The 22,975-nt window shown below is 41.5% G+C and carries 21 protein-coding genes; 14 read left to right on the forward strand and 7 right to left on the reverse strand.

Going from position 1 to position 22,975, the window contains the following annotated elements; all coding sequences use genetic code 11:
* The first annotated feature begins 4 nt into the window (after window positions 1–4).
* The 4 genes from Aso01_RS07050 (at window position 5) to Aso01_RS07065 (ending at window position 3,683) form a co-directional block, all read left to right on the forward strand.
* On the forward strand, window positions 5–1,072 hold the full coding sequence (locus Aso01_RS07050; protein WP_004937094.1) for a methionine ABC transporter ATP-binding protein: 1,068 nt from the start codon (window positions 5–7) through the stop codon (window positions 1,070–1,072).
* Window positions 1,053–1,712 carry a methionine ABC transporter permease gene (locus Aso01_RS07055; RefSeq protein ID WP_004937092.1) on the forward strand — a complete coding sequence of 220 codons (660 nt, stop codon included), beginning with the start codon at window positions 1,053–1,055 and terminating at the stop codon, window positions 1,710–1,712. The genes Aso01_RS07050 and Aso01_RS07055 overlap by 20 nt, the downstream gene beginning before the upstream one ends.
* Window positions 1,713–1,811: 99 nt before the next feature.
* The gene (ychF, locus tag Aso01_RS07060; protein WP_004937090.1) at window positions 1,812–2,903 is read left to right on the forward strand and encodes a redox-regulated ATPase YchF; all 1,092 of its coding nucleotides are present in this window, start codon (window positions 1,812–1,814) and stop codon (window positions 2,901–2,903) included.
* A gap of 168 nt (window positions 2,904–3,071) precedes the next feature.
* On the forward strand, window positions 3,072–3,683 hold the full coding sequence (locus tag Aso01_RS07065; RefSeq protein WP_004937089.1) for a superoxide dismutase: 612 nt from the start codon (window positions 3,072–3,074) through the stop codon (window positions 3,681–3,683).
* A gap of 259 nt (window positions 3,684–3,942) precedes the next feature.
* Here the strand turns inward: Aso01_RS07065 and Aso01_RS07070 are convergent, their stop codons facing one another.
* Entirely contained in the window at window positions 3,943–4,872 is a 930-nt protein-coding gene (locus tag Aso01_RS07070; RefSeq protein ID WP_004937087.1) for a LysR family transcriptional regulator, read from the reverse strand.
* A 134-nt stretch (window positions 4,873–5,006) separates the two neighbouring features.
* On the opposite strand from Aso01_RS07070, the gene Aso01_RS07075 reads away from it, so the two are divergent.
* From Aso01_RS07075 to Aso01_RS16090, 4 genes are all read left to right on the forward strand, one after another.
* On the forward strand, window positions 5,007–5,870 hold the full coding sequence (locus Aso01_RS07075) for a type 1 glutamine amidotransferase domain-containing protein (RefSeq protein WP_004937085.1): 864 nt from the start codon (window positions 5,007–5,009) through the stop codon (window positions 5,868–5,870).
* A gap of 10 nt (window positions 5,871–5,880) precedes the next feature.
* A complete protein-coding gene (locus Aso01_RS07080; protein WP_004937083.1) occupies window positions 5,881–7,038 on the forward strand; it encodes an iron-containing alcohol dehydrogenase in 1,158 nt (385 codons plus the stop codon).
* Window positions 7,039–7,107: 69 nt separating this feature from the next.
* Entirely contained in the window at window positions 7,108–8,094 is a 987-nt protein-coding gene (locus tag Aso01_RS07085) for a zinc-binding dehydrogenase (protein ID WP_004937081.1), read from the forward strand.
* A 280-nt stretch (window positions 8,095–8,374) separates the two neighbouring features.
* The gene (locus Aso01_RS16090) at window positions 8,375–8,620 is read left to right on the forward strand and encodes a hypothetical protein (protein ID WP_171063730.1); all 246 of its coding nucleotides are present in this window, start codon (window positions 8,375–8,377) and stop codon (window positions 8,618–8,620) included.
* A 54-nt stretch (window positions 8,621–8,674) separates the two neighbouring features.
* Here Aso01_RS16090 and Aso01_RS07095 read toward each other — a convergent pair whose 3' ends face one another.
* Complete coding sequence (locus Aso01_RS07095) at window positions 8,675–9,148, reverse strand: hypothetical protein (RefSeq protein WP_004937076.1); 474 nt, start codon at window positions 9,146–9,148, stop codon at window positions 8,675–8,677.
* A gap of 181 nt (window positions 9,149–9,329) precedes the next feature.
* On the opposite strand from Aso01_RS07095, the gene Aso01_RS07100 reads away from it, so the two are divergent.
* The 4 genes from Aso01_RS07100 (at window position 9,330) to dapC (ending at window position 14,962) form a co-directional block, all read left to right on the forward strand.
* Window positions 9,330–9,719, forward strand: coding sequence for a tautomerase family protein (locus tag Aso01_RS07100; RefSeq protein WP_004937075.1), 390 nt, complete (start codon window positions 9,330–9,332; stop codon window positions 9,717–9,719).
* Window positions 9,720–9,857: 138 nt separating this feature from the next.
* Window positions 9,858–11,075, forward strand: coding sequence for a formate-dependent phosphoribosylglycinamide formyltransferase (gene purT / locus Aso01_RS07105; protein ID WP_155757071.1), 1,218 nt, complete (start codon window positions 9,858–9,860; stop codon window positions 11,073–11,075).
* 28 nt (window positions 11,076–11,103) lie between these two features.
* Window positions 11,104–13,770 (forward strand): [protein-PII] uridylyltransferase, encoded by a 2,667-nt coding sequence (gene glnD, locus Aso01_RS07110; protein ID WP_004937071.1) that lies wholly within the window; start codon window positions 11,104–11,106, stop codon window positions 13,768–13,770.
* 22 nt (window positions 13,771–13,792) lie between these two features.
* Window positions 13,793–14,962 carry a succinyldiaminopimelate transaminase gene (gene dapC / locus Aso01_RS07115; RefSeq protein WP_004937069.1) on the forward strand — a complete coding sequence of 390 codons (1,170 nt, stop codon included), beginning with the start codon at window positions 13,793–13,795 and terminating at the stop codon, window positions 14,960–14,962.
* A 44-nt stretch (window positions 14,963–15,006) separates the two neighbouring features.
* Here the strand turns inward: dapC and Aso01_RS07120 are convergent, their stop codons facing one another.
* The 5 genes from Aso01_RS07120 to msrB all read right to left on the reverse strand — a co-directional run bounded on the left by Aso01_RS07120 (window position 15,007) and on the right by msrB (window position 19,814).
* Window positions 15,007–17,223: a TonB-dependent receptor gene (locus Aso01_RS07120; RefSeq protein ID WP_004937067.1), complete on the reverse strand. Its 2,217-nt coding sequence runs from the start codon at window positions 17,221–17,223 to the stop codon at window positions 15,007–15,009.
* A gap of 154 nt (window positions 17,224–17,377) precedes the next feature.
* Window positions 17,378–17,989 carry a LysE family translocator gene (locus tag Aso01_RS07125; RefSeq protein ID WP_004937065.1) on the reverse strand — a complete coding sequence of 204 codons (612 nt, stop codon included), beginning with the start codon at window positions 17,987–17,989 and terminating at the stop codon, window positions 17,378–17,380.
* A gap of 32 nt (window positions 17,990–18,021) precedes the next feature.
* The gene (locus tag Aso01_RS07130; protein ID WP_004937062.1) at window positions 18,022–18,888 is read right to left on the reverse strand and encodes an AraC family transcriptional regulator; all 867 of its coding nucleotides are present in this window, start codon (window positions 18,886–18,888) and stop codon (window positions 18,022–18,024) included.
* Between the two features lie 21 nt (window positions 18,889–18,909).
* Window positions 18,910–19,398 carry a glutathione peroxidase gene (locus tag Aso01_RS07135; RefSeq protein WP_004937060.1) on the reverse strand — a complete coding sequence of 163 codons (489 nt, stop codon included), beginning with the start codon at window positions 19,396–19,398 and terminating at the stop codon, window positions 18,910–18,912.
* The gene (gene msrB / locus Aso01_RS07140) at window positions 19,395–19,814 is read right to left on the reverse strand and encodes a peptide-methionine (R)-S-oxide reductase MsrB (protein ID WP_004937058.1); all 420 of its coding nucleotides are present in this window, start codon (window positions 19,812–19,814) and stop codon (window positions 19,395–19,397) included. The genes Aso01_RS07135 and msrB overlap by 4 nt, the downstream gene beginning before the upstream one ends.
* Window positions 19,815–20,042: 228 nt before the next feature.
* Between msrB and Aso01_RS07145 the strand changes: the two genes are divergently transcribed.
* Together Aso01_RS07145 and Aso01_RS07150 are read left to right on the forward strand one after the other, a co-directional pair.
* Entirely contained in the window at window positions 20,043–21,473 is a 1,431-nt protein-coding gene (locus tag Aso01_RS07145) for a pyridoxal phosphate-dependent aminotransferase (RefSeq protein WP_004937057.1), read from the forward strand.
* 345 nt (window positions 21,474–21,818) lie between these two features.
* The gene (locus Aso01_RS07150; protein ID WP_004937056.1) at window positions 21,819–22,886 is read left to right on the forward strand and encodes an asparaginase; all 1,068 of its coding nucleotides are present in this window, start codon (window positions 21,819–21,821) and stop codon (window positions 22,884–22,886) included.
* The last annotated feature ends 89 nt before the right edge of the window (window positions 22,887–22,975 follow it).

The raw sequence follows: 22,975 nt of genomic DNA on the forward strand, positions 1-22,975 counted from the left end.
AATCATGGTTAGTTTTGGATCACAGGTCGATTTCTCACCGCCACATATTCAGATTCGTGCACTCAATAAAACCTATACATCGAATGGCCAGACTGTGCAGGCGCTTAAAGCTATTGATCTGGATATTCCGCAAGGCAAAATTTTAGGCGTGATTGGAAAAAGTGGTGCTGGAAAATCATCTTTGTTACGCACGCTAAATGGACTAGAAACACCGAGTTCTGGCTCTATAAAAATTCATCAAGATGAATTAACCACACTTGATCACGCACAGCTCGTTCATCTGCGTCAGAAAATTGGCATGATTTTTCAGCATTTTAATCTGATGTCGGCTAAAACAGTGTGGGACAACGTGGCGTTACCACTTAAAATTGCAGGTCTAGATAAAGCAGAAATTCAACGCCGCGTCGATGAAGTTTTGGGCTTGGTCGATCTGGCACATAAAGCCGGGCAATATCCATCACAGCTCTCCGGTGGGCAAAAGCAGCGTGTCGGGATTGCCCGAGCGCTGGTGCATCATCCTGAAATTTTACTCTGTGATGAAGCCACATCGGCGTTAGATCCCGAAAGTACCGCCACTGTTCTCTCCTTGTTAAAAAAGATTAATCGGGATTTAGGCATTACGGTGGTGCTGATCACGCATGAAATGCAGGTCATTCGTGAAATTTGTGATCAAGTGGTGGTTATAGATCAAGGGGAAATTGTGGAGTCTGGTTTGGTCTGGTCAGTTTTTTCAAATCCAAAGCAAAAAATCACTCAAGAACTGCTGAATCTTGAACAACTCAATTTACCTTTTACGCTTTATGAAGCGCCACAAGATCACCTAACGCATCGAATCATTAAAGTTCGTTATCAAACCGATCTTAAGCATCCTCCAAACTTAACAGATTTGCTGAGATTACTCGGGTCGCATACTTCTTTGTACCAGAGCCATGTCGATACTGTTCAGGATCACTTAATTGGTACATTAATTTTAGCCATACCAAAGCAAGCTTTTGATGCGCAGGTACTAAAACAACTGTCTCATTTTGTTTTTGATGTGGAGGTGATTGGTTATGCACAACCAACTTCTTGATTTATTACTCACAGGTACACTGGATACCTTACTGATGGTAGGCGTATCCGCTTTACTGGCATTTTTGATTGGTTTACCGCTCGCCGTTTTACTGGTGATGACCTCTGAACATGGGATCTATCCTTCTATTAAAATTAATCAGCCCATTGGCTGGGTCATTAATATTACCCGCTCCATTCCCTTTTTAATTTTAATGGTGGCGCTCATTCCAGTAACGCGCTGGATTGTCGGTACCAGTTATGGTGTGTGGGCGGCTGTTGTTCCACTTACACTGGCTGCAATCCCCTTCTTTGCGCGCATTTCCGAGGTCAGTTTGCGTGAGGTCGATCAGGGCCTGATTGAAGCTGCACAGGCCATCGGCTGTAATCGCAAACAGATCATCTGGCATGTACTCCTACCAGAAGCCATGCCTGGCATCGTGGCGGGTTTTACCGTCACTGTGGTTACCATGATTAATTCTTCGGCAATTGCAGGTGCCATTGGTGCAGGTGGTTTAGGCGATATCGCTTATCGTTATGGCTATCAGCGTTTTGATCTCACCATTATGTTTGCCGTTATTTTAGTTTTGATTGTATTGGTGATGCTGATACAAGCCACAGGTGATGCGCTTTCCAACCAGCTCGACAAACGCAAAATCTAAACTTCTTTATGATTCACACTTCGCCATGACCTGACTTTGTCATGGCTTTCATGTAAAATCAGCCTCAATTTTTACATTACACTTTTTGTGAGTCATTTCATGGGTTTTAATTGCGGTATTGTGGGTCTACCAAACGTCGGTAAATCAACGCTTTTTAATGCATTGACCAAAGCAGCGATTGCAGCAGAAAACTTCCCGTTCTGTACCATCGAACCAAACACCGGGATTGTTCCTGTTCCAGATGCACGCCTAGATAAACTTGCAGAAATTGTAAAACCACAACGTATTATTCCAACCACAATGGAGTTTGTGGATATTGCTGGTTTGGTTGCGGGCGCATCGAAAGGTGAAGGCTTGGGTAACCAGTTTTTGGCAAATATTCGTGAAACTGATGCAATTGCGCACGTGGTACGTTGTTTTGAAGATGAAAACGTCATTCACGTGAATGGTAAAATCGATCCGCTAGACGATATTGCCACCATCAACACCGAACTTGCACTTGCCGATTTAGACACTGTAGCAAAAGCTTTGCTACGTTTGACCAAAGTTGCAAAAAGTGGTGATAAAGAAGCACTTGCAACTAAAGCCGTGCTAGAAAAAATTCAGCCATTGTTAGATGAAGGCAAGCCAGCACGCGCAGCCGACTTAAGCGATGATGAGCGTAAATTGATTCGTGGCTTTGGTTTGATGACCTTAAAACCAACCATGTATATTGCGAACGTTGCTGAAGATGGCTTTGAAAATAACCCGCATCTTGATGCCGTTAAAAAATTAGCAGCAGAAGAAAATGCGATTGTCGTGCCGCTATGCAATCAGATTGAAGCCGAAATTTCATTGCTAGAAGATGAAGACCGTGCCGAATTTTTAGAAGCTATGGGAATGGAAGAACCAGGCCTGAATGTTGTAATTCGTGCAGGTTATGCCCTACTTGGTTTACAAACCTACTTCACTGCCGGTGTACAAGAAGTACGTGCATGGACCGTAAAAGTAGGTGCGACTGCACCTCAAGCAGCCGGTGTGATTCATACCGACTTCGAAAAAGGCTTTATTCGTGCAGAATGTGTTGCCTATAACGACTTCGTTCAGTACAACGGCGAAGCAGGTGCCAAAGAAGCGGGTAAATGGCGTCTTGAAGGTAAAACCTATGTTGTTCAAGACGGTGATGTGCTGCATTTCCGTTTTAACGTATAAAGTATTCGTTCAAAAAAGGCCAGCTCATGCTGGCCTTTTTTAAATTTACAAACATTTATTAAATAATAATTACAATGATAATCATTATCAATATATTTACATATTCTAATCCATCGCCTAAACTCATATGGAAAGAACGACTTAAAATATCTCAAAGGACAACACCCCATGGCCTATAGCTTACCTGCACTGAATTATGCCTATGACGCACTTGAACCGCATATCGATGCCAAAACGATGCAGATTCATCACACCAAGCATCATCAAACTTATATCAATAATATTAACGCTGCGATTGAAGGCACTGAATGGGAAAAATTGTCAGTTGAAGATCTGGTTACAAAGGTGCATGAGGTGCCAAGCGATTTAAAACATACCGTGATCAATAACGCTGGCGGTCATGCCAACCACAGTCTGTTTTGGACGATCATGAGCCCTCAAGGTGGTGGTGAACCCAATGGCCCTGTGTCCGATGCAATACGACAACAATTAGGTGGCTTTGATGCATTTAAAGAGGCTTTTACCAAAGCCGCGTTATCTCGCTTTGGCAGTGGTTGGGCATGGCTCAGTGTGACACCACAAAAAACGCTGGTGGTTGAAAGCAGCGCCAATCAGGACTCACCACTCATGCATGGCAACACGCCTATTTTGGGTCTAGATGTTTGGGAACACGCTTACTATTTACAGTATCAAAATCGTCGCCCTGAATATATCGCGGCATTTTATCAAGTGATTGATTGGGATGAAGTCAATCATCGCTATCAGGATACATTGAAATAAGGAGTTAACTCATTTGTACACAACAACAGGTCTGTATGAAATGCCCCTTTTTCATGTGTTTCGATTGCTGCTTGGTATTTTGATTTTAATCACAGGACTGGTAATTTTAATTCTTCGTTTAGTGTGAGCGATTGATCCTCTGTGCTGGATTGCGATTTGTTTTATGCTGCTTCAAAATGCAATAAAACATCATGCAGTCCAGCTTTTATAGCTTCAATTTAAAAGAAGGCGTAATAGAATAGCTTAGCTATGCAAATTTTCATGATACATGATGCTGGAGTGCTGCAATTTCCTGCATTAAAAAATCTACAAATATACGGATTTTTGCAGACATGTGCCGATTTTGTGGATACAAAATAGAAAAGCGCCGAGTCCTAGGCGTTAAAGTGGTAAGTACCTCAACCAATTCGCCGCGCTCAACTGCTGGTTGTGCGATAAAGTGATAAATCTGAAACAAACCACCTCCTGCTTTTGCCCATGTCAAACACCCCATAACATCATCATAAACCCGTCGACGACTTTTAAAGCCGTAATTGAAATCATTGCCGTGGCTATCTTTAAAAATCCATGGCATGGCGCGGCCTGTACTGGGCAGAATAAACTGAATGCACTGATGCTGATCAAGCGCTGCAACCGTTTTAGGTTCCGCATATTGATGTAAATATTCAGGAGCAGCAAAAACGCCCAAGGTTGCATCTTCAAGCGTACGCGCAATGAGTCGGGAGTCTTTGGGAATACCCAAACGAATGGCCAGATCAAAACCTTCTTCCACAAAATCGATGACTCGATTGGAGATATTTAGCTCAATTTCAATTTGTGGATATTTTGCCTGAAATTTAGGCAGCAGAGGCAGAAGCCGATAATGAGCATACGGTGTTCCAACACTAATCCTTAATGTACCACTTGGGCTGTGCTGATCGCCTGTAATCATGCGCTCTACTTCTGAAATTTGCTCCAGTGCCTGCTGACAGTATTGATAATAAAGCTCCCCTTCACACGTTAGCTTAATACTACGTGTAGTTCGCGCAAAAAGGCGCACACCGAGCCTTGCTTCCAAGCGTCCGATAGAACGGCTGACTGAAGCCGGTGTAATGCCCAAACCTTCTGCCGCAGCGGTAAAACTCCCCAGCTCTGCCGCTTTACAGAACAATTCTATGCTGGCCAATTGGACCGAATCAAAATGTCGCATTTATTCTCTGATGTAATAAATAAATTACCATTCGGTTAATTTATCTTTATTTATCACTCTAATAAAGTTGCAGTTACAAAAGATGCCTGATTTAAGGCTGAAATAACTGCAACGTATTTGGTTAGTGAGAAAACATGTTTCTGTCACGTTTATTTCGTATTTTTGCCTTGTTGCTGATGGGTGCGGCATCATTCACGCACGCCGCATCTAAAGGTGAAGTTCTGGTGTTACTCTCGAGTGAAACCGAGCTTCCACTACAAGGAAAGAAATCGTTTCCGTCGGGTTATTATGTCAATGAGTTTGGTGTGCCAGCCGATGCCCTCATCAAAGCAGGATACACCCTGACAATTGTCACTCCAAAAGGCAATGTACCCAAGCCAGACGTCCGCTCGATTGATCCTGTCTATTTTGGAAAAAATCGCAATGAAATGCTGCGAATCAAAAAATTGACTGAACAATTGACTCAAGCGCAGAACGTACGTTCATTACAAGATGTGATGCAACAAGGGCTTGATCGCTATTCAGCTATTTTTATTCCGGGTGGACATGCACCACTCATTGACCTAGCGAATAATCCGATGGTGGGTACCACCCTGCAACACTTTCATCGCAAGGGCAAACCAACCGCAGCGATTTGTCATGGCCCGATTACCCTATTAGCTGCGCAAAAAGATCCTAAGGCATTTGAACAGTCACTGATCCAAAATCAAAAAATGAATGCTGAGGGTTGGATCTATCATGGTTATCAAATGACCATTTTCTCGAATGAAGAAGAACACGTGTTTGAAAACTCACTTCACGGCGACAAATTACGCTATTACCCAGCCAACGCGATGAAAAAAGCAGGCGGCAATATGCAGTTTGCCAAGGCATGGCAACCACATGTTGTGATTGACCGTGAACTGATTACGGGTCAAAACCCATATTCAGACCATGCGCTCGCCCAAGCGTTACTTAAAGCACTTGCTACTCAAACCCAACACTCACCTAAAATCTAGAGGAATCTCCATGCAAAATTTCACATTTTACAACCCAACAAAAATTGTATTTGGTCAAAATTCTGTCGAACAGCTTGAGACGTTAATTGCTTCCGACGCGCGCATCATGATGATTTATGGCGGACAAAGTGCGGAAAAAACAGGAACACTCAGAGAAATTCGTGATGTGTTAGGGCACCGTATTGTAAAGGAATTTGGTGGTGTAGAACCAAATCCACGCTATGAAACACTTATGCGCGCAGTAGAGCTAATCAAAAGCAACGATATTGATTATTTGCTTGCTGTGGGTGGCGGTTCTGTCATTGATGGTACCAAATTTATCGCAGCGGCAGCCTTGTACACGGGCGAACCATGGAACATCCTCAAAAATCAGGGTGCCGACGTAGAACAAGCACTGGCATTTGGTTGTGTACTGACGCTACCGGCTACTGGTTCTGAAATGAATGCGGGCGCTGTAATCACCCGCGGTGAAACTCAAGACAAACTGTTTTTTAACAGTACCCATGTATTTCCGCAGTTCTCAATTCTTGATCCGCTTAAAACCTATACTTTGCCAGAGCGTCAATTGGCCAATGGTGTAGTCGATGCCTTTACCCATGTCATGGAACAATATCTGACTTATCCAGCAGGCGGTTATATTCAGGATCGAATGGCTGAAGGATTGTTACAAACCCTGATTGAAATTGGCCCACGTGTTTTAAGCGCTGAAAAAGACGATGAAGCACGTGCCAATTTAATGTGGGTAGCAACCCTTGCACTGAATGGTCTAATCGGTGCAGGTGTCCCGCAAGACTGGTCGACACATATGATTGGTCATGAACTCACCGCACTGTACGAGATTGACCATGCACGTACACTTGCCGTGGTGTTGCCAGCAAACCTAAGTGTAAGACGCGAAAGTAAAGCGGCCAAGTTACTGCAATATGCAGAACGTGTATGGCAGATCCGTGAAGGATCAGAGCAAGCGCGTATTGATGCTGCCATTGAGCAAACCAAAGCATTTTTTAAAGCAATGGGAATTCCAACTCAACTTGGCGATTATGACTTAGGTCATGAAGCAATCGACAAGGTTGTGGCTCAACTTGAGCATCATGGTATGACCGCTTTGGGCGAACACAGTGATGTGACTTTGGCAATCAGTCGTCAAATTCTTGAAAAAGCACTCTAATGGAGTGCTATCTACTCCCATGAGAATTTTAATGAATGATAGTCACTACTTAAGACCAAGGAAAATCACATGAAAGCATTAGTTTTAACTCAAGTCGGAACGCCTTACACGCTGCATGTCGAAACCGATATCGAGATCCCCGAACCCGCTGCTGGTGAAGTTCGTATCAAAGTGATGAGTTCGAGTATTAATCCGGTCGACTACAAGTTTGCTAAAAACGGTACAACTCTTCAGTTACCCCATATTTTGGGAATTGATGCTGCTGGTATTGTCGATGCTGTAGGGCATGACGTCACCACTTGGAAAAAAGGCGATCGAGTCATCAGTCTAACCAATTTATGGCGCTGGGGTGGTTTTGCAGAATATGTCGTGGTTGATGCAAATAGTATCAGTGCAATACCGGAACAGCTTGATTTTAATGTGGCCGCGACTATTCCATGTGCCGGTATTACCGCTTGGCAAGCGTTATATCGTAAGGTACCACTTCATGCAGGTCAGCGAATTTTGGTGAATGGTGCGGGTGGCGGTGTCGGTGGTTTTGTTGTGCAACTGGCTAAGCTCATGGGTCTGGAAGTGTATGCTACTGCCTCAAGCGAACCAGAACGCATCAAAGCACTTGGTGCCGACCACATCATCAATTACAAACAAGACAATATTGTTGAACGTATTCATGCGCTCACTCAAGGTCGTGGTGTGGATGCGGTGATTGATTTGATTTCATCTGAAACCTCTCAACAACTTGCAACAGTGCTGCGTCATAACGGTCATTTGATTTCGGTATCAGGACGGATTGATCAGAATCCAATTCCTTCTTTTACCAAAGCGATTTCAATTCATGAAGTGGCTTTAGGTTTTGCCTATCAACACGGCGATGATGAAAATCTACGTGATATTGCTGCTGGTGGTGAATTCTTAGCTACCCTTATGGCAAATGGCAAACTCGACCCGATGATTCAAAACGTGATCACACTGGATGAGTTGGAAAATGGTTTGCATCAGGCCGAGCACGGCAAAACACAAGGCAAAGTAGTGATCGAAATTGCCAAAGCAAGCTGATGGTCATTGATAGTAAACTACTTTCATGTAGCGAATACGTTCGCTGCATGAACGTATTTAATTTATGTATAAGCGAACTTTTTGACAAACAAATATAAAGTATTTGAAAGCCAACTTCACATCAAACGTGATGAAGCTTAACCTGATATTAAAAGCAAAATTAAGACAAATAAACAACAAGAAAACTTATCTTTTGATCAACAAATTTTTAATTTAATTATGAATAAAACAGATTAAGCTCAAAAACAGGCACTAACGCCCCATGAATAGAAGATATACAATGAAAAAGATTTCAACGGTACTGCTTGCGGCTTCTTTCGCGATGTTAAGTGCCACCGCTTTTGCTTGTCCTAAAGGCACTGAATTACAAGGCGGAACTGGCCCACACCATAAAGGTGGAAAATGTGTAGCAGTTAGCGGTAAAAAAATGGCCGCGAAAACCGACAAGAAAATGATGGCTGAAAAAAGCAAACCAATGACAACGGCAATGCCTGCTAAAACTGAACCAGCAAAAACCAAATCTTAATCAACATATTGAATATAAAAAAGCGAGATCAACTCGCTTTTTTATTTATATCGTTTATCGCTTCGGATCTGTATTACCCAATGCAGGATTAGCTATCGCATCTTTACATTGTGCTTTGTCTCGCTCGTAATCAGCTTGTCGCTGCGCAAGTGTGGAGCTACCCGTGATCACTTCACGTGACCATGTATCCAGTGAAGTCAGCGCTTTGCGACATAAAGCATACTTGCCCTCTGTAACTGAGTCAGTCATTTTGACATTAATGCGCCAGTCGGTACTAAGCTTACGCAATGGCTTTCTTACCTGCTCTTCAATCTCATCTTTTTTGCCATCATAAACAATAGGATCGATTTGATTGATCAGCTTCCACGCTTCATTTGCATAGGTTGTTGCATCATTGGTCAATTTTGGTGCAGCTTTAATTTCAACTTTTTCTTTTGAACCTGATGTATGGTCTTGGCTACAACCAGACACAACCAGTCCAAATAAAACACATGAAATTAAACCAGAAGTTTTAAGCGTTGAGATCATTATCCACGATTATCCATCTGAACATTCGGCTCTATGCTAGTGAATTCAGCGATAATACTCAATCATTGATTTTTTATTTGCAATTACATACGCTTGCAAGGCAAGCTAAGACCTTATAAGGTTTAAAAATCAATATGTGATCAATCATTTAGATTAATTAAAACAAGGTCTTTTTATTTTTATGTCTCAAATTAAAATCTATGCTCTAGCAGATACAATCGATAAATATCGATCTCAATTATCAAAAGCTATACATGACGCACTTGTCGAAGCACTGCAATATCCTGTTGAAAAATGCTTCCAACGCTTTATTAAAATGCAAAAAGAAGATTTTATTTATCCCTCAGATCGAAGCGATCTATATGTCATCATTGAAATTTCGATGTTTAGCGGGCGCAGTGTTGAAAGTAAAAAACAACTGATCAATAAAATTTTTAAGAACATTGAATCTGAGAGTGGAATCTCCCCACAGGATATTGAAATCACTATTTTTGAGACACCACAAGAAAACTGGGGAATTCGAGGAAAAACTGCTGATGAACTGAAATTAAATTATCAAGTAAACGTCTGAACTATTTTTTAATTTAGTGTTGAATTTGCTCATTTTATTAGATTATTTATTAGACAACAAAAGTCACTAATTTATGTGAATCAAGGCGTCAATCCAGTAAAAGTTCTGTTATGCTTAAAAGCCCTACTTCTTGCATGGATGATTCGCATGAGCGTCACAATTGGTACTCCCCTTCAATCTTCTGCATTTAAAGTGTTACTGTTAGGTTCGGGAGAACTTGGTAAAGAGGTTGTGATTTCATTACAGCGTCTTGGTGTCGAAGTTCATGCGGCAGATCGTTATGATCATGCACCAGCAATGCAAGTAGCGCATTATTCTTATACGCTCAATATGGCCGATCCGGTCGAACTTAAGAAACTCATCGAAGACGTTAAACCGCATTTGATCGTGCCTGAAATTGAAGCAATTGCCACTGAAGTATTGCTTGAAATTGAGCGTAATCAAACTGCAACCGTTATTCCATCGGCAAAAGCAGTCAACCTGACCATGAACCGTGAAGGCATTCGACGCTTGGCTGCTGAAGAATTAGGTTTACCAACCTCAGCCTACCGCTTTGCCGAATCTTTAGAAAGCTTCAGGGCAGCCTGCGATGACATTGGTTATCCAAACTTTGTAAAACCTGTCATGTCGTCATCCGGTAAAGGTCAATCACGAGTTAAGAGCTTTGAAGAAGTCGATGCTGCATGGGAATATGCACAAACCGGTGGTCGGGTAAATCAGGGCAAAGTGATTGTAGAATCTCAAATTGATTTTGATTTTGAAATTACCCTACTCACCGTACGTGCCAAAAACCCTCAAACAGACCAAATCGAAACACATTTCTGTGACCCGATTGGGCATCGCCAAGACGCAGGTGATTATGTTGAAAGCTGGCAACCACAACCAATGACAGATGCGGCGCTAGCAGAATCTAAACGCATTGCAAATAAAGTCACCACAGCACTTGGCGGTTGCGGTATTTTCGGTGTTGAGCTGTTTGTCAAAGGTGATCATGTCTGGTTTAGCGAAGTATCACCACGTCCACACGATACCGGGCTGGTTACGCTTGCTTCACAATTTCAAAGCGAATTTGAATTACATGCGCGTGCCATTTTAGGGCTGCCTGTAAACACAGCGCGCCACAGCGTAGCGGCAAGTGCCGTGATTTATGCAGGTACAGATGCAAATAATTTAAGTTTTGATCAGCTCAATACAGCACTGTCGCATCCAGATACGGATTTGCGCCTCTTTGGTAAACCAGAAGGCTTTAAACGTCGTCGTATGGGTGTTGCCACTGCACGCGCTGAAACGACTGACGCAGCTCGCACATTGGCACAGCAAGCAGCCGATCAGGTTCATGTTGTACTTCCTGAATAATCATTCAATTTAATATGAGTCCATTTTTATGATTATTACTTCACCGCTGCTGGATTATGTCACCAGTCATCACGATATCAAGGCAATTAATCAATGGCGTGCAGATGTCGAACAGCAGATTCAGGAGTATTATGAAAATGGACACTCCATTCGTGATGTCGTCATTGCACGATCTAATCTGATTGATGAAGCCCTGATATTTTTGTGGAAACATGCCGGACTTGATCAATCACGTTTGGGGCTTTTTGCAGTGGGTGGCTATGGCCGAAAGGAAATGCTGCCCTACTCCGATGTCGACATCATGATTTTGGCAGAAGATGAAATTGATCCAGAGCTAGAAAAACAGATCTCGACATTTATTTCATCGCTTTGGGATGTAGGAAATTTTAAACCCGGCACCAGCGTTCGTACTATTCAAAACTGCGTTGAACAGGCCACCAATGATCTGACCGTTGCAACCACGCTGATTGAAGCGCGACTTATTACCGGCAATCCAGATTTAGCTAAATGGCCCCGCCGAATTGTTTCACAAACTTGGACCGACAAAACCTTCTTCGATGCCAAAATGGCAGAGCAAGCAAAACGGCATGCACAGCACAATAACACCGAAAGCAACCTTGAGCCTGATATTAAAAATGCACCTGGTGGCATTCGCGATATGAATCAAATTGGATGGATCGCAAAACGCCATTTCCGTGTGAATCGGATCTATGATTTGGTGCATTTGGGCTTTATTACCGAGTACGAACTCAAGATTCTTGAGGAAGCAGAAAGCTTTTTATGGGAAATTCGTCATCACTTGCACCGACTCAGCAAACGTGATGAAAACCGACTACTGTTTGATCATCAACGTGAAATTGCAGCCAAATTTGGGTATACCCGCCTAGAAGGTCAGCCAGCCAACTATGCGGTTGAACAATTTATGAAGCGGTATTACCGCACTGCCCAGCAAATTTCTACACTCAATGAAATGCTATTGGCTTATTTTAATGAATCAGTCATTACGCCTCGACTTCCCAATTACGAGCGTAAAATCGAAGAAATTAATGAAAACTTTAAGCTCGTAGACAAAAAACTTGCCGTTCAGCATCATAAAGTTTTTTCTGAGAATCCGAGTGCTATTTTAGAGCTTTTCTATTTGCTGGCCAATCGCCCAGAAATAGAAGGAATTCGTGCGCGAACCTTGCGCTTATTAATTATGGCCGCAAAGCGTATTGATCAAGAATTTCGAGACAATCCAGCGCATCAAGCCCTGTTTATGGCCATTATCCGCTCGCCATACCGCCTATACGACACACTGGTCGATATGAAACGTTATGGAATTTTGGGTAATTATATTCCTGCGTTTGGTCAAATCATGGGCCTCATGCAGTACGACCTATTTCATATCTATACCGTCGATGCGCATACTTTATTGTTGATTCGTAATCTTAATCGATTCAAAGAAACTGAATTTGCACAGCACTTTCCAGTGGTAAGCTCCGTATTCCAGCGTTTGGCACGTCGTGATATTGTCTATCTGGCTGCTATTTTTCACGATATCGCCAAGGGCCGTGGCGGTGATCATAGTGAATTGGGTGCAGAAGATGCGATCGAATTTTGCCGAGCGCATGGTTTCACCGAACGTGAATGCAAACTGGTCGCATGGTTGATTCAAAACCACTTGTTAATGTCGCTCACTGCACAGAAAAAAGATATTTCAGATCCAGATGTCATCAAAGAGTTCGCTGAAAAACTCGGTGACATGGAACATCTTGACTACTTATATACACTTACCGTCGCTGATATTAATGCCACCAATCCAAAGCTTTGGAATACTTGGCGCGCCTCATTAATGCGTCAGTTATACACGTATTCGCGTGATGTGATTCGTTCAGGTTTGGGTCGCCCAGTCGACTATCAAATGCTGATTGAAGACACCAAGTTTACTGCGAGTGAAATACTGGTCAATGAGTTTTCACTTGATGCAGTCGAACGGGTTTGGCAAGAGCTTGGTGATGAATACTTCCTCAAAGAGTCAGCAGATGAAATCGCGTGGCATACGCGTGCTATTTTGCTTCACGGCGATAACTCCGCACCACTGGTGTTGCTTCGTGCACACCGCCAATCTGCACAAGACGCCGTACAAATCTTTATTTATACACAAGATAAGCCTAACCTTTTTGCCACCACTGTGGCAGTGTTAGATCGCATGAATCTGGATGTACAAGATGCACGGATTATTACTGCCACCAAAGCATTTAGTTTAGATACTTACTTGGTGTTAGATCGTTTTGGCACCCTGCTCACCGATCCAGACCGGGAGCACACTGTAAAATCGGCTTTGGTGCAGGCACTGAGTCAATCTGACAAGTATCCTGGACTAATGCAGCGCCGTATTCCGCGCCAATTACGCCATTTTGACATTGAAAATACAGTAGATGTCACACTCAATGAAGCACTGCAACAAAATATGGTGGAAATCTCAACGCTTGACCAGCCGGGCTTATTGGCTCGTGTAGGTGGCTTGTTTATGATGCAAGGATTAGATATTCATTCAGCAAAGATTGCGACACTGGGTGAGCGCGCTGAGGATATTTTCTTTGTCACCAAAAAAGATGGCCAACCGATGACTACCGATGAAGCCACTCTGTTTGCAGCGCAACTAAAATCTGCACTAGATGAGGCTTCGAGCCAAATCGCGATTCAACATTAATATTTTTACTGGTAACTGTTTCATGAACGCTAGCTTGTCTTTACTGCACCCTTACCCATTTGAAAAGCTGAATGCCCTTTTTAAGGATATTACGCCCGCAGACCTCCCATTAATTCCATTATCGATTGGGGAGCCAAAGCATCCTGCACCAGCTTTTGTAAAACAAGCAATCGTGGAACATTTTAATCATCTTTCAACCTATCCAAACAGTAAAGGTTTGCCAGAGCTACGTGACAGTATTGCAAATTGGCTACAGCGTCGTTTTAAACTAAACCAGATCAGTGCAGACTCACAGATTTTACCGGTCACAGGTACACGCGAAGGAATTTTTTCTTTTGTACAGGCGCTGATCAATCGTGACGAAGCACCTTATGTGGTCATGCCTAATCCTTTTTATCAAATTTATGAGGGTGCAGCATTACTTGCCGGCGCAAAACCGTATTTCATCAACTGTACAGCAGAAAATGACTATTTAGGTGACTTTGATGCCGTTCCTGCCGAAGTGTGGGAAAAAACAGCTTTGCTATTTGTGTGTACACCTGGAAATCCAACAGGTGCAGTACTCTCAAAAGAGAAATTTAAAAAACTGATTGAACTGTCAGATCAGTATAATTTTGTGATTGCATCAGATGAATGCTACTCAGAACTCTGGTTTGACCAGCCACCTGTCGGCTTATTGGAAGTATGTGCCGAAATTGGGCGCGATGACTATAAAAACTGTATCGTTTTCCATTCGTTATCCAAGCGTTCAAATTTACCGGGTATGCGCTCTGGTTTTGTGGCGGGTGATGCAGCATTGCTCAAGCCTTATTTACAGTTCCGTACCTATCATGGTGCGGCAATGCCGGTTCAACATCAATTGGCTTCTATTTACGCATGGAACGATGAAGTACATGTTGAAGAAAACCGCCAGCAATATCGCGCGAAATTCGACATGTTTCAGTCAGAATTGGGCGGTTTGCTACCGCTTCAAAAGCCTGATGCGGGTTTTTATTACTGGTTGCAAGTCGATAACGATGAAGCCTTTGCCAAAATGCTGATGGAAAAAGCCCACATCAAGGTTTTGCCAGGTCGTTATCTTTCGCGTGATACTTCAACAGGTAATCCGGGTGAAAATCATGTACGTATGGCATTGGTCGCAGATCTGGCACAATGTGAACAAGTTGTGGCACGATTAAAGAAAATTTTATAATCAATCAAGCTTAAAAAAAGCCTCTCTATTGAGAGGCTTTTTTCTTAGAAATCAAAGCTTGCACTGAGCATAAATGTACGTGGCAATCCGGCAACCAAATAACCATTATTGGTATTGGAACTGCTATTGATATTGTCGTACAAACCTACCGATGCCCAATAGTTTTGATCAAAGACATTATTGATTTTGAAATTAAATGTGGTTGGCGTTTGCCCTAATTGAGTTTTGTAAATTGCCCCTAAATCGAGCGTAGTCCAGTCTTTCACCTTAAGTGTGTTGTCTAGGCTTGCATAACTTGATCCGGTATAAACCAGTTGGGCATTAAGCGAAATATCTGCTGCAATTGGTAGTTTCCAGTCCGCCCCAATGTTAGCCTGAAACTTAGGTACACCCACCTCATCCTTTGAATCATAAGCAATCGACCCTGTATTTTCTTGTTTGGCATGCATCCATGTTGCACCGCCTAATACTGTAATTGCATCGGTAAGTTTGCCATAAGTATTAAATTCAACACCTCGATGAACATATTCACCTGCATCACTAAATACCTGATTTTGAATAACAGCACGCTGTTTGTTGATATCAAATAGACTCAAACTTGCACCGAAAGTTCCATTTTCATACTTTGTTCCAATTTCTTTTTGTTTTGCAACAAATGGCTTTAATGTAGTTGTGGTGCCATTATTGGTATTACTTAAACCCTTGGCCAACGACTCAATGTAATTACCATACACCGAAATTTCTGGTGTTAACTTGTATGAAACAGCTAATACTGGTGTAAATTTGCTTTCATCATAGGCGGTTTTTTCCCCATTACTATACGCATAATTATCTTGCATAATCGTTTGATATCGCCCACCAAACATTAGATTAAGTCGATCATCAAGTGCCTTTAGGTTGTCTCCAATTGCAATACTTCTTAATCGTGTACGTGTCGTCAGTTTGGGTGAATTCAACTCATTTCCAGAATATACAGGCGATGTTGCAAGTGGCTGATCGTATTGCACTGGCATATATAAGTTGTTGGTATATTGATTCGCAAAATCCATAATGTAGGCATTACGGGAATTCAATTGAAATGCCGATGCTGCAAGTACGAATTGATGCGATATGTCGCCAGTATTCAGTTTGGTACGTAGACCGATTTCTCCTGTATTGACCATATCTACCCGAGCATTGTCAAACCGATAAAATGTGCTATCACCCGTACTTGCATTACTCAGTGTAAGATTAGCTAAGCTATTACGCTCTTCACCATGACGAAAACCATAGGCTGCATAGGCAGTAACAGCATCAGTCAGATCATATTCTGCACGGTAACTTCCAAAATAATTTTCTTCATTTGAATAAGTCCATTTTTGCGCATAATTACTTGATGCTTTAACCGCAGAAGGCACACTCGTTACAGCAGCACCTAATGTTACATTGGGTCTAGTCGCCTCTAGTCTATTATTGCTATATCCCATATCGCCCGATAGACGCAAACGCTCACCTCGATAGTCTAGCCCTATCGCAGTCAAACCTAACGTATTTTTTTCATGATCAACCGCGGTATGACCACCATGATAAGCCGTATTGACTCGCACACCAAACTGTTGATCCTCTCCAAAACGTCGGGCTACATCGCTAGCAACATACCCTCCATTAAAATCGGTTCCTAACGTGACACGATTTAAAGGCTCATTTCCAGCACGTTTAGGCAACAGATTTATTGCACCCCCAATACCACCACTACTTGGCATCGCCCCATTTAAAAATGAAGAAGCGCCTTTTAGTAATTCCACACGTTCGAATAATTCAGTCGGAATATATTGGCGTGGTAAAATAGAATACAAGCCGTTATACGCCGTATCATCTGAGCCAAGATTAAAACCGCGAATATAATAGTTTTCTTGGAAGTTTCCAAAGCCACGCCCCACCCGCACACTTGGATCGGCTTTAAGTACATCACCAACACTCTTTGCTTGCCGCTCTTGAATGTATTGATTGGTGTAGGCACTTAGACTAAACGGCGTATCCAAATTTTTTTGATTTCCAAAAATACCAATTCGCCCTCCCGATGCAACCTGACCTCCAGCATAAGCATCCATAAGACCATCTGCCGATGCATCTGCACTTGCGACCACGCGGATGCTTTCAAGTGCAGTTACAGTTGTGGATTTTTGTTGAGATTCATCTAGTGAAGCTTGTACTTCAGCATGAATAATTTGCGTACCAGATACACAGGCCATAAGCATGACCAAAGGTTTGATTTTTCGCATGGCTGACTCAGGGAGAAAAATTTACACAAATACTAAATGAGAATAAAAATAATTAAAAGAATTATTATTAAATAAAACTCATTCTCATATTTTCTAATTATGCCCTTTATGATTGTGATTCTTAGAGTACACATCTCCAAACTCAAAAAAAGAGCTATACATAACCAATCAAAAGTATTGAAAAAATGCAAAATGCTCCAGCGGATAGATAATACAATTTACAAGAATTCCGTTGTAAAAAGTTTAATGACTGATCGAATGTCAACATTCGAACCAAAAAAAGGTTCCAAACCAAAACGACCACTACCATCCAGATTGAAATTGAAAGTTTTTCATACCAATCGAACTGCTCAGCTATTAAAATACTCAAGCTACTGTAAAAAAGTATATTTTTTGGATTAACTAGGCTAGATTGAACACCTTTGATGAAATGTATTTTTTCCTTACGGATGTGTAAATTATTTTCACGTCTCAAATTCAACGGTGATTTGGCATAACGGATACATAAATAAGAGAGATAGAATAAATATAAAATACCAATCCATTTGATGGCTACGAGAATACTTTTATCGATATTGATTAGTAATTGTAATCCAATAAATACCAAAGCGATAATGACCGCATTTCCCAACGCTACTCCGCAACAGACTAAAATGGCTGCATTTCGATTATGGCGCAATAGCGTTGTTAAAATGAGAAAAAAATCTGGTCCTGGAGAAAGTAAGGCAATAAAGTGAGTGAGCGCAATCGCAATAAACAGTTCCACAAGGTATCTCGCTATAAATCATCAACACGAGATTAAGTATTTAGATGTGTATTATCTTGTATAAAATTGCGCGTCATAGATAGTTGATACTGTCCAGGCGTCGCACCAGCGAACTGCTTAAAAACCCGATGAAAATGGCTCTGGTCGCTAAAACCTAAATCATAAGCAATTGCTGTGATTGACTTTCCTGTTTTAAGTTGTTGTCGAGCTTGATGAATACGAAGATTCAACTGAAATGCGTGTGGAGTTAACCCTAAATTTTGTTTAAATAATCGTATGATTGTAAAGCGGCTCAATCCACTCGACTGAGCAAGTTCTTCAAGGGAAAGAAAGGTTTGGTGCTGGTTAAGAAGATTTATCAATTCATCTAAAGCCGCTCTTAAATACTGCTTATTGTGTAAAAACCGCCAAGACATAGAAGGGAAAATAAATTGAATGAGCGTGTCTATTAATTGTTGCTCTTTTTCTAAAACAGTAAAATTTGGATTAAATAGTGTCTCATTCATTTTGCAGAACGATTGATACACTTCAGATTTTCGAATAATTTCAGGTTTTAAAACAGGTATTTTCTGTTCGATGCTATTCGATAAACCCTCTTCAATAAGAGCTGAAAGCCACGATGCATCTAAGTGCATCATTTGATAACTCCAGTCCTGATTGGGTAATGGATTACACGAGTGCTCTGTAAATGCTGGCACAACCACCAGACTACCTGGAGTTAAGCGCTCGAATTGATGAAAGGCACTACTAAAGCAACTAAAACCGGCATCAACAGCACCAATCGAAAAAGTTTCATGACTATGCGATTTGTAGCAAGTTCGACTGGTACATGCCTTACGCGTTTCCACATAAGGCATGCGAGCATCTGACCAGAACAGATTACCTGAATGACTCAACATTAAAAAAGCCAAGCATTAAACTTATGCATTGTCCAAAGCTTTCTCAATATCTTCTTCTAGGCTTTCTGGTTTTGTGGTTGGTGCATAACGATTCAACACCTTCCCGTCACGGCTAACAAGAAACTTAGTAAAGTTCCATTTGATATTTTCGCTGCCCAAAATCCCTTTCGCTTCACGGGTAAGATAGCGAAAAATCGCATGTGCTTCTGGGCCTTTAACATCAACCTTGGCAAACATCGGGAAGCTTACGCCATAATTGCGTTGACAAAATGAGCCAATTTCCTGATTTGAACCTGGATCTTGCCCTCCAAACTGGTTGCATGGAAAACCTAAAACTTCAAAACCCTGTTCTTTGTATTTTTCATAAATTTTTTCTAAACCAGCAAATTGTGGCGTAAAACCACATTTGCTTGCAGTATTTACGATTAAAAGTACTTTGCCCTGATAATCAGCAAGTGACTTCGTCTCTCCCTCAAGTAAATCTGCTTCAAATTGATAAAGGTTGGTCATGGATAAGTTTCCTCATCATTCTTCTCGTCGGTTTTTAATTGTAATGACGCCGAATTTACGCAATATCGCAATCCTGTCGGCTGTGGTCCATCTTCAAAAACATGCCCTAAATGAGCGTCGCAGTGATGACAAACAATCTCTGTTCGAACCATTCCATGCGATAAATCGTCATGCTCCTCTATTGCGGTGGTGTTAATCGGTTTATAAAAACTTGGCCAGCCACAGCCACTATCATATTTAGTGATTGAAGAGAATAATTCTGCACCGCAGCAACGACATACATAGGTACCCGATTGCTTTGTATTCCAGTACTGACCTGTAAAAGCAGGCTCAGTGCCCTTTTGTCGCGTGATTCGGTACTCTTCTGGTGATAACTCTCTTTGCCATTCTCGTTCTGTTTTGTTGAGTTTTCCCATGATAGTTTCCCTAGCTATTTTGCTGTTTAAAATAGGATAATCTTATATTTACGTCATTCAATCTAAAATTTCTAGTGTTTCATGCACAATTTACAAAACACGTATAATTGAACCAAAAGCAAAAAGTAAGCAATATTATTTTTTAAGTAAGCAGTAGTTATGTAACCAACGCTTCATTGTAAGCAAAATACATGTTAATCTTTGTCCATTCTTGCTAAGGATAAAAAAATGTCTCAAAAAAAGAGCGTTATTTTTAAAAACCTACTGCCTGTGATTAAACAATATCAACAGCTCGGTTATACGCATGAAAAAATTGTGACTTTACTCAAAGACCAGCATGATCTTGATTTGGTTACAACTGAAACATTTAAAAGCTATTTATATCGTTATGCAAAAGTGAACCCTCCTCCTTCTGAGACCCTCAAAATGACGAACACGACCCAAACCCCACGAGAAATTAAAAAGTCTTCTAAGCTCGAGCATGTATGCTACGACATTCGTGGTCCTGTGTTACGAGCGGCCAATGAAATGGAAGAACAGGGACATAAAATTATTAAGCTCAATATTGGCAATCCTGCTCCGTTTGGATTTGAAGCACCACAAGAAATTATTAATGATGTCGCACTAAATTTACCTAATGCGATTGGTTACACCGACTCAAAAGGTATCTTCCCTGCACGCAAAGCCATTTGCCAGTATTATCAGCAAAAAGGCATCCGTGATATGCATGTCAACGATGTCTATGTCGGCAACGGCGTATCAGAACTGATTGTCATGGCTATGCAAGGCTTGCTCGACGACGGCGATGAAATGCTCGTGCCTATGCCAGACTATCCACTTTGGACCGCTGCGGTAAACCTTTCAGGAGGAACCGCCATTCACTATAAATGTGATGAAGAAAATAGCTGGTATCCTGATCTTGCCGACATGGAAAGTAAAATCACACCCAATACACGCGGTATTGTGATTATCAACCCAAACAACCCGACAGGTTCAGTTTATCCACGCCATGTTTTGGCACAAATTGTGGCATTGGCAAAAAAATATGACCTGATTTTATTTGCAGACGAAATCTACGATAAAATCGTTTACGATGGCATTGAACATGTGTCTGTTGCTGCACTTGCTGGCGACCAGTTGTGCATTTCATTTAACGGCTTATCAAAATCTTATCGTGTTGCGGGCTATCGTTCAGGCTGGATGGCTATTACAGGCGATAAATCACGCGCGAAAGATTATATTGAAGGGCTAGACATGCTGGCTTCAATGCGCTTGTGTGCCAACCATCAGGCACAATATGCCATTCAAACTGCGCTAGGGGGCTATCAATCGATTAACGACTTGATTCGCCCGAGTGGTCGTTTATACGAACAACGCAATATTGCGTGGGAAATGCTCAATGAAATTCCGGGTGTGAGTTGTGTAAAACCGGAAGGTGCCATGTATTGCTTCCCAAAACTCGATCCAAACATGTATCCCGTAGAAGACGATGAACAACTGATGCTAGACTTTCTTCGTGCAGAGAAAGTACTACTGGTTCAAGGTACCGGTTTTAACTGGCCGACTCCTGACCATTTCCGTCTGGTATTCTTGCCTGCAGAAAATGAGTTAAGAGAAGCAATTACCCGTCTATCTCGTTTTTTAGCAAATCGTCGTTAATTAAGAAAATTTAAAGCAATGTCGAAGTTCGACATTGCTTTTTTATTTTTTATACGGTTTATAAAAAAGCCGTTTACGCACCAAGATAAAGCAACAACATTCCAATTTGGTGCAAAAATACTTTTTGTAGGCTAAATACTTTGTTTTTTCACTTTATTTTTATCAGTACGCTCGAAATAGCATAGATAAGATTGATGTATTTCTTGTTAAAATTAATGCATTCTTTTAATTTAATTTAAAAAATAAAATGCCAATGCTTTAATTGATCAAAATTCAAATAATAGCCGAAATGTCTGGCATAGACATTGCTATTCGATGGAAGATCAAAACACAGGATTGTCATAAATGATTAATAAGGCTATTAAATCATTCGGTTTAGGATTAACGCTTCTTGCAGCATCTGTATCACTATATGCAAAAAATAATGTAGTGGTCGTTGCAACAGGTGGAACGATAGCAGGCGCTGGCGCAAGCTCAACCAATAGCGCAACATATACAGCAGCAAAAGTCCCAGTCGATGCACTCATCAATGCAGTGCCACAAATCAAAGATTTAGCAAATGTCACTGGTGTTCAGGCGCTACAAATTGCTTCTGAAAGCATTACCGACAAAGAACTACTCTCCCTTGCTCGCCAAGTGAATGATCTTGTCAAAAAGCCATCTGTAAACGGTATCGTCATTACGCATGGTACTGATACGCTAGAAGAAACTGCATTCTTTTTAAATTTAGTCATTCATACAGACAAGCCGATTGTACTGGTTGGCTCAATGCGTCCATCTACAGCACTTTCTGCTGATGGTCCGCTCAATCTTTATAGCGCAGTTGCTCTAGCTTCATCTGATGAAGCAAAAAACAAAGGCGTTTTGGTCATGATGAATGACTCGATCTTTGCTGCACGTGATGTAACCAAAGCAATCAACATTCATACCAATGCTTTTGGCAGCCAATGGGGTGCTTTGGGTACACTGGTTGAAGGTAAGCCTTACTGGTTTAGAAGTTCTGTTAAGCGCCATACTAATGCTTCAGAATTTAATATCGAAAATATTAAAGGCGACCAGTTACCTTTGGTTCAAATCGTATATGGTTCTGACTCAATGATTCCAGATGCTTACCTTGCCTATGCCAAGGCTGGTGTAAAAGGAATTGTAAATGCGGGTACAGGTAATGGCTCTGTAGGTAACTATATTGTGCCAACATTAAAGCAATTGCATGATGAGCAAGGCATTCAAGTGGTACGTTCATCACGTGTACCGCAAGGCTTTGTACTACGTAATGCTGAACAACCAGACGACAAATACGGCTGGGTGGTTGCACATGACTTAAATCCACAAAAAGCACGTTTGCTAACTGCACTTGCACTGACCAAAACCAATGACGCAAAAGAAATTCAGCGTATGTTCTGGCAATACTAAGCGCAATTAGCCTAAAAAAACCGATGTCTATACATCGGTTTTTTTGTTTTATAATCTGATTTGTCTTTACGAAGATGTTTTAATGCCAA

This window comes from Acinetobacter soli (genome assembly GCF_000760595.1).
Classification (GTDB): Bacteria; Pseudomonadota; Gammaproteobacteria; order Pseudomonadales; family Moraxellaceae; genus Acinetobacter; species Acinetobacter soli.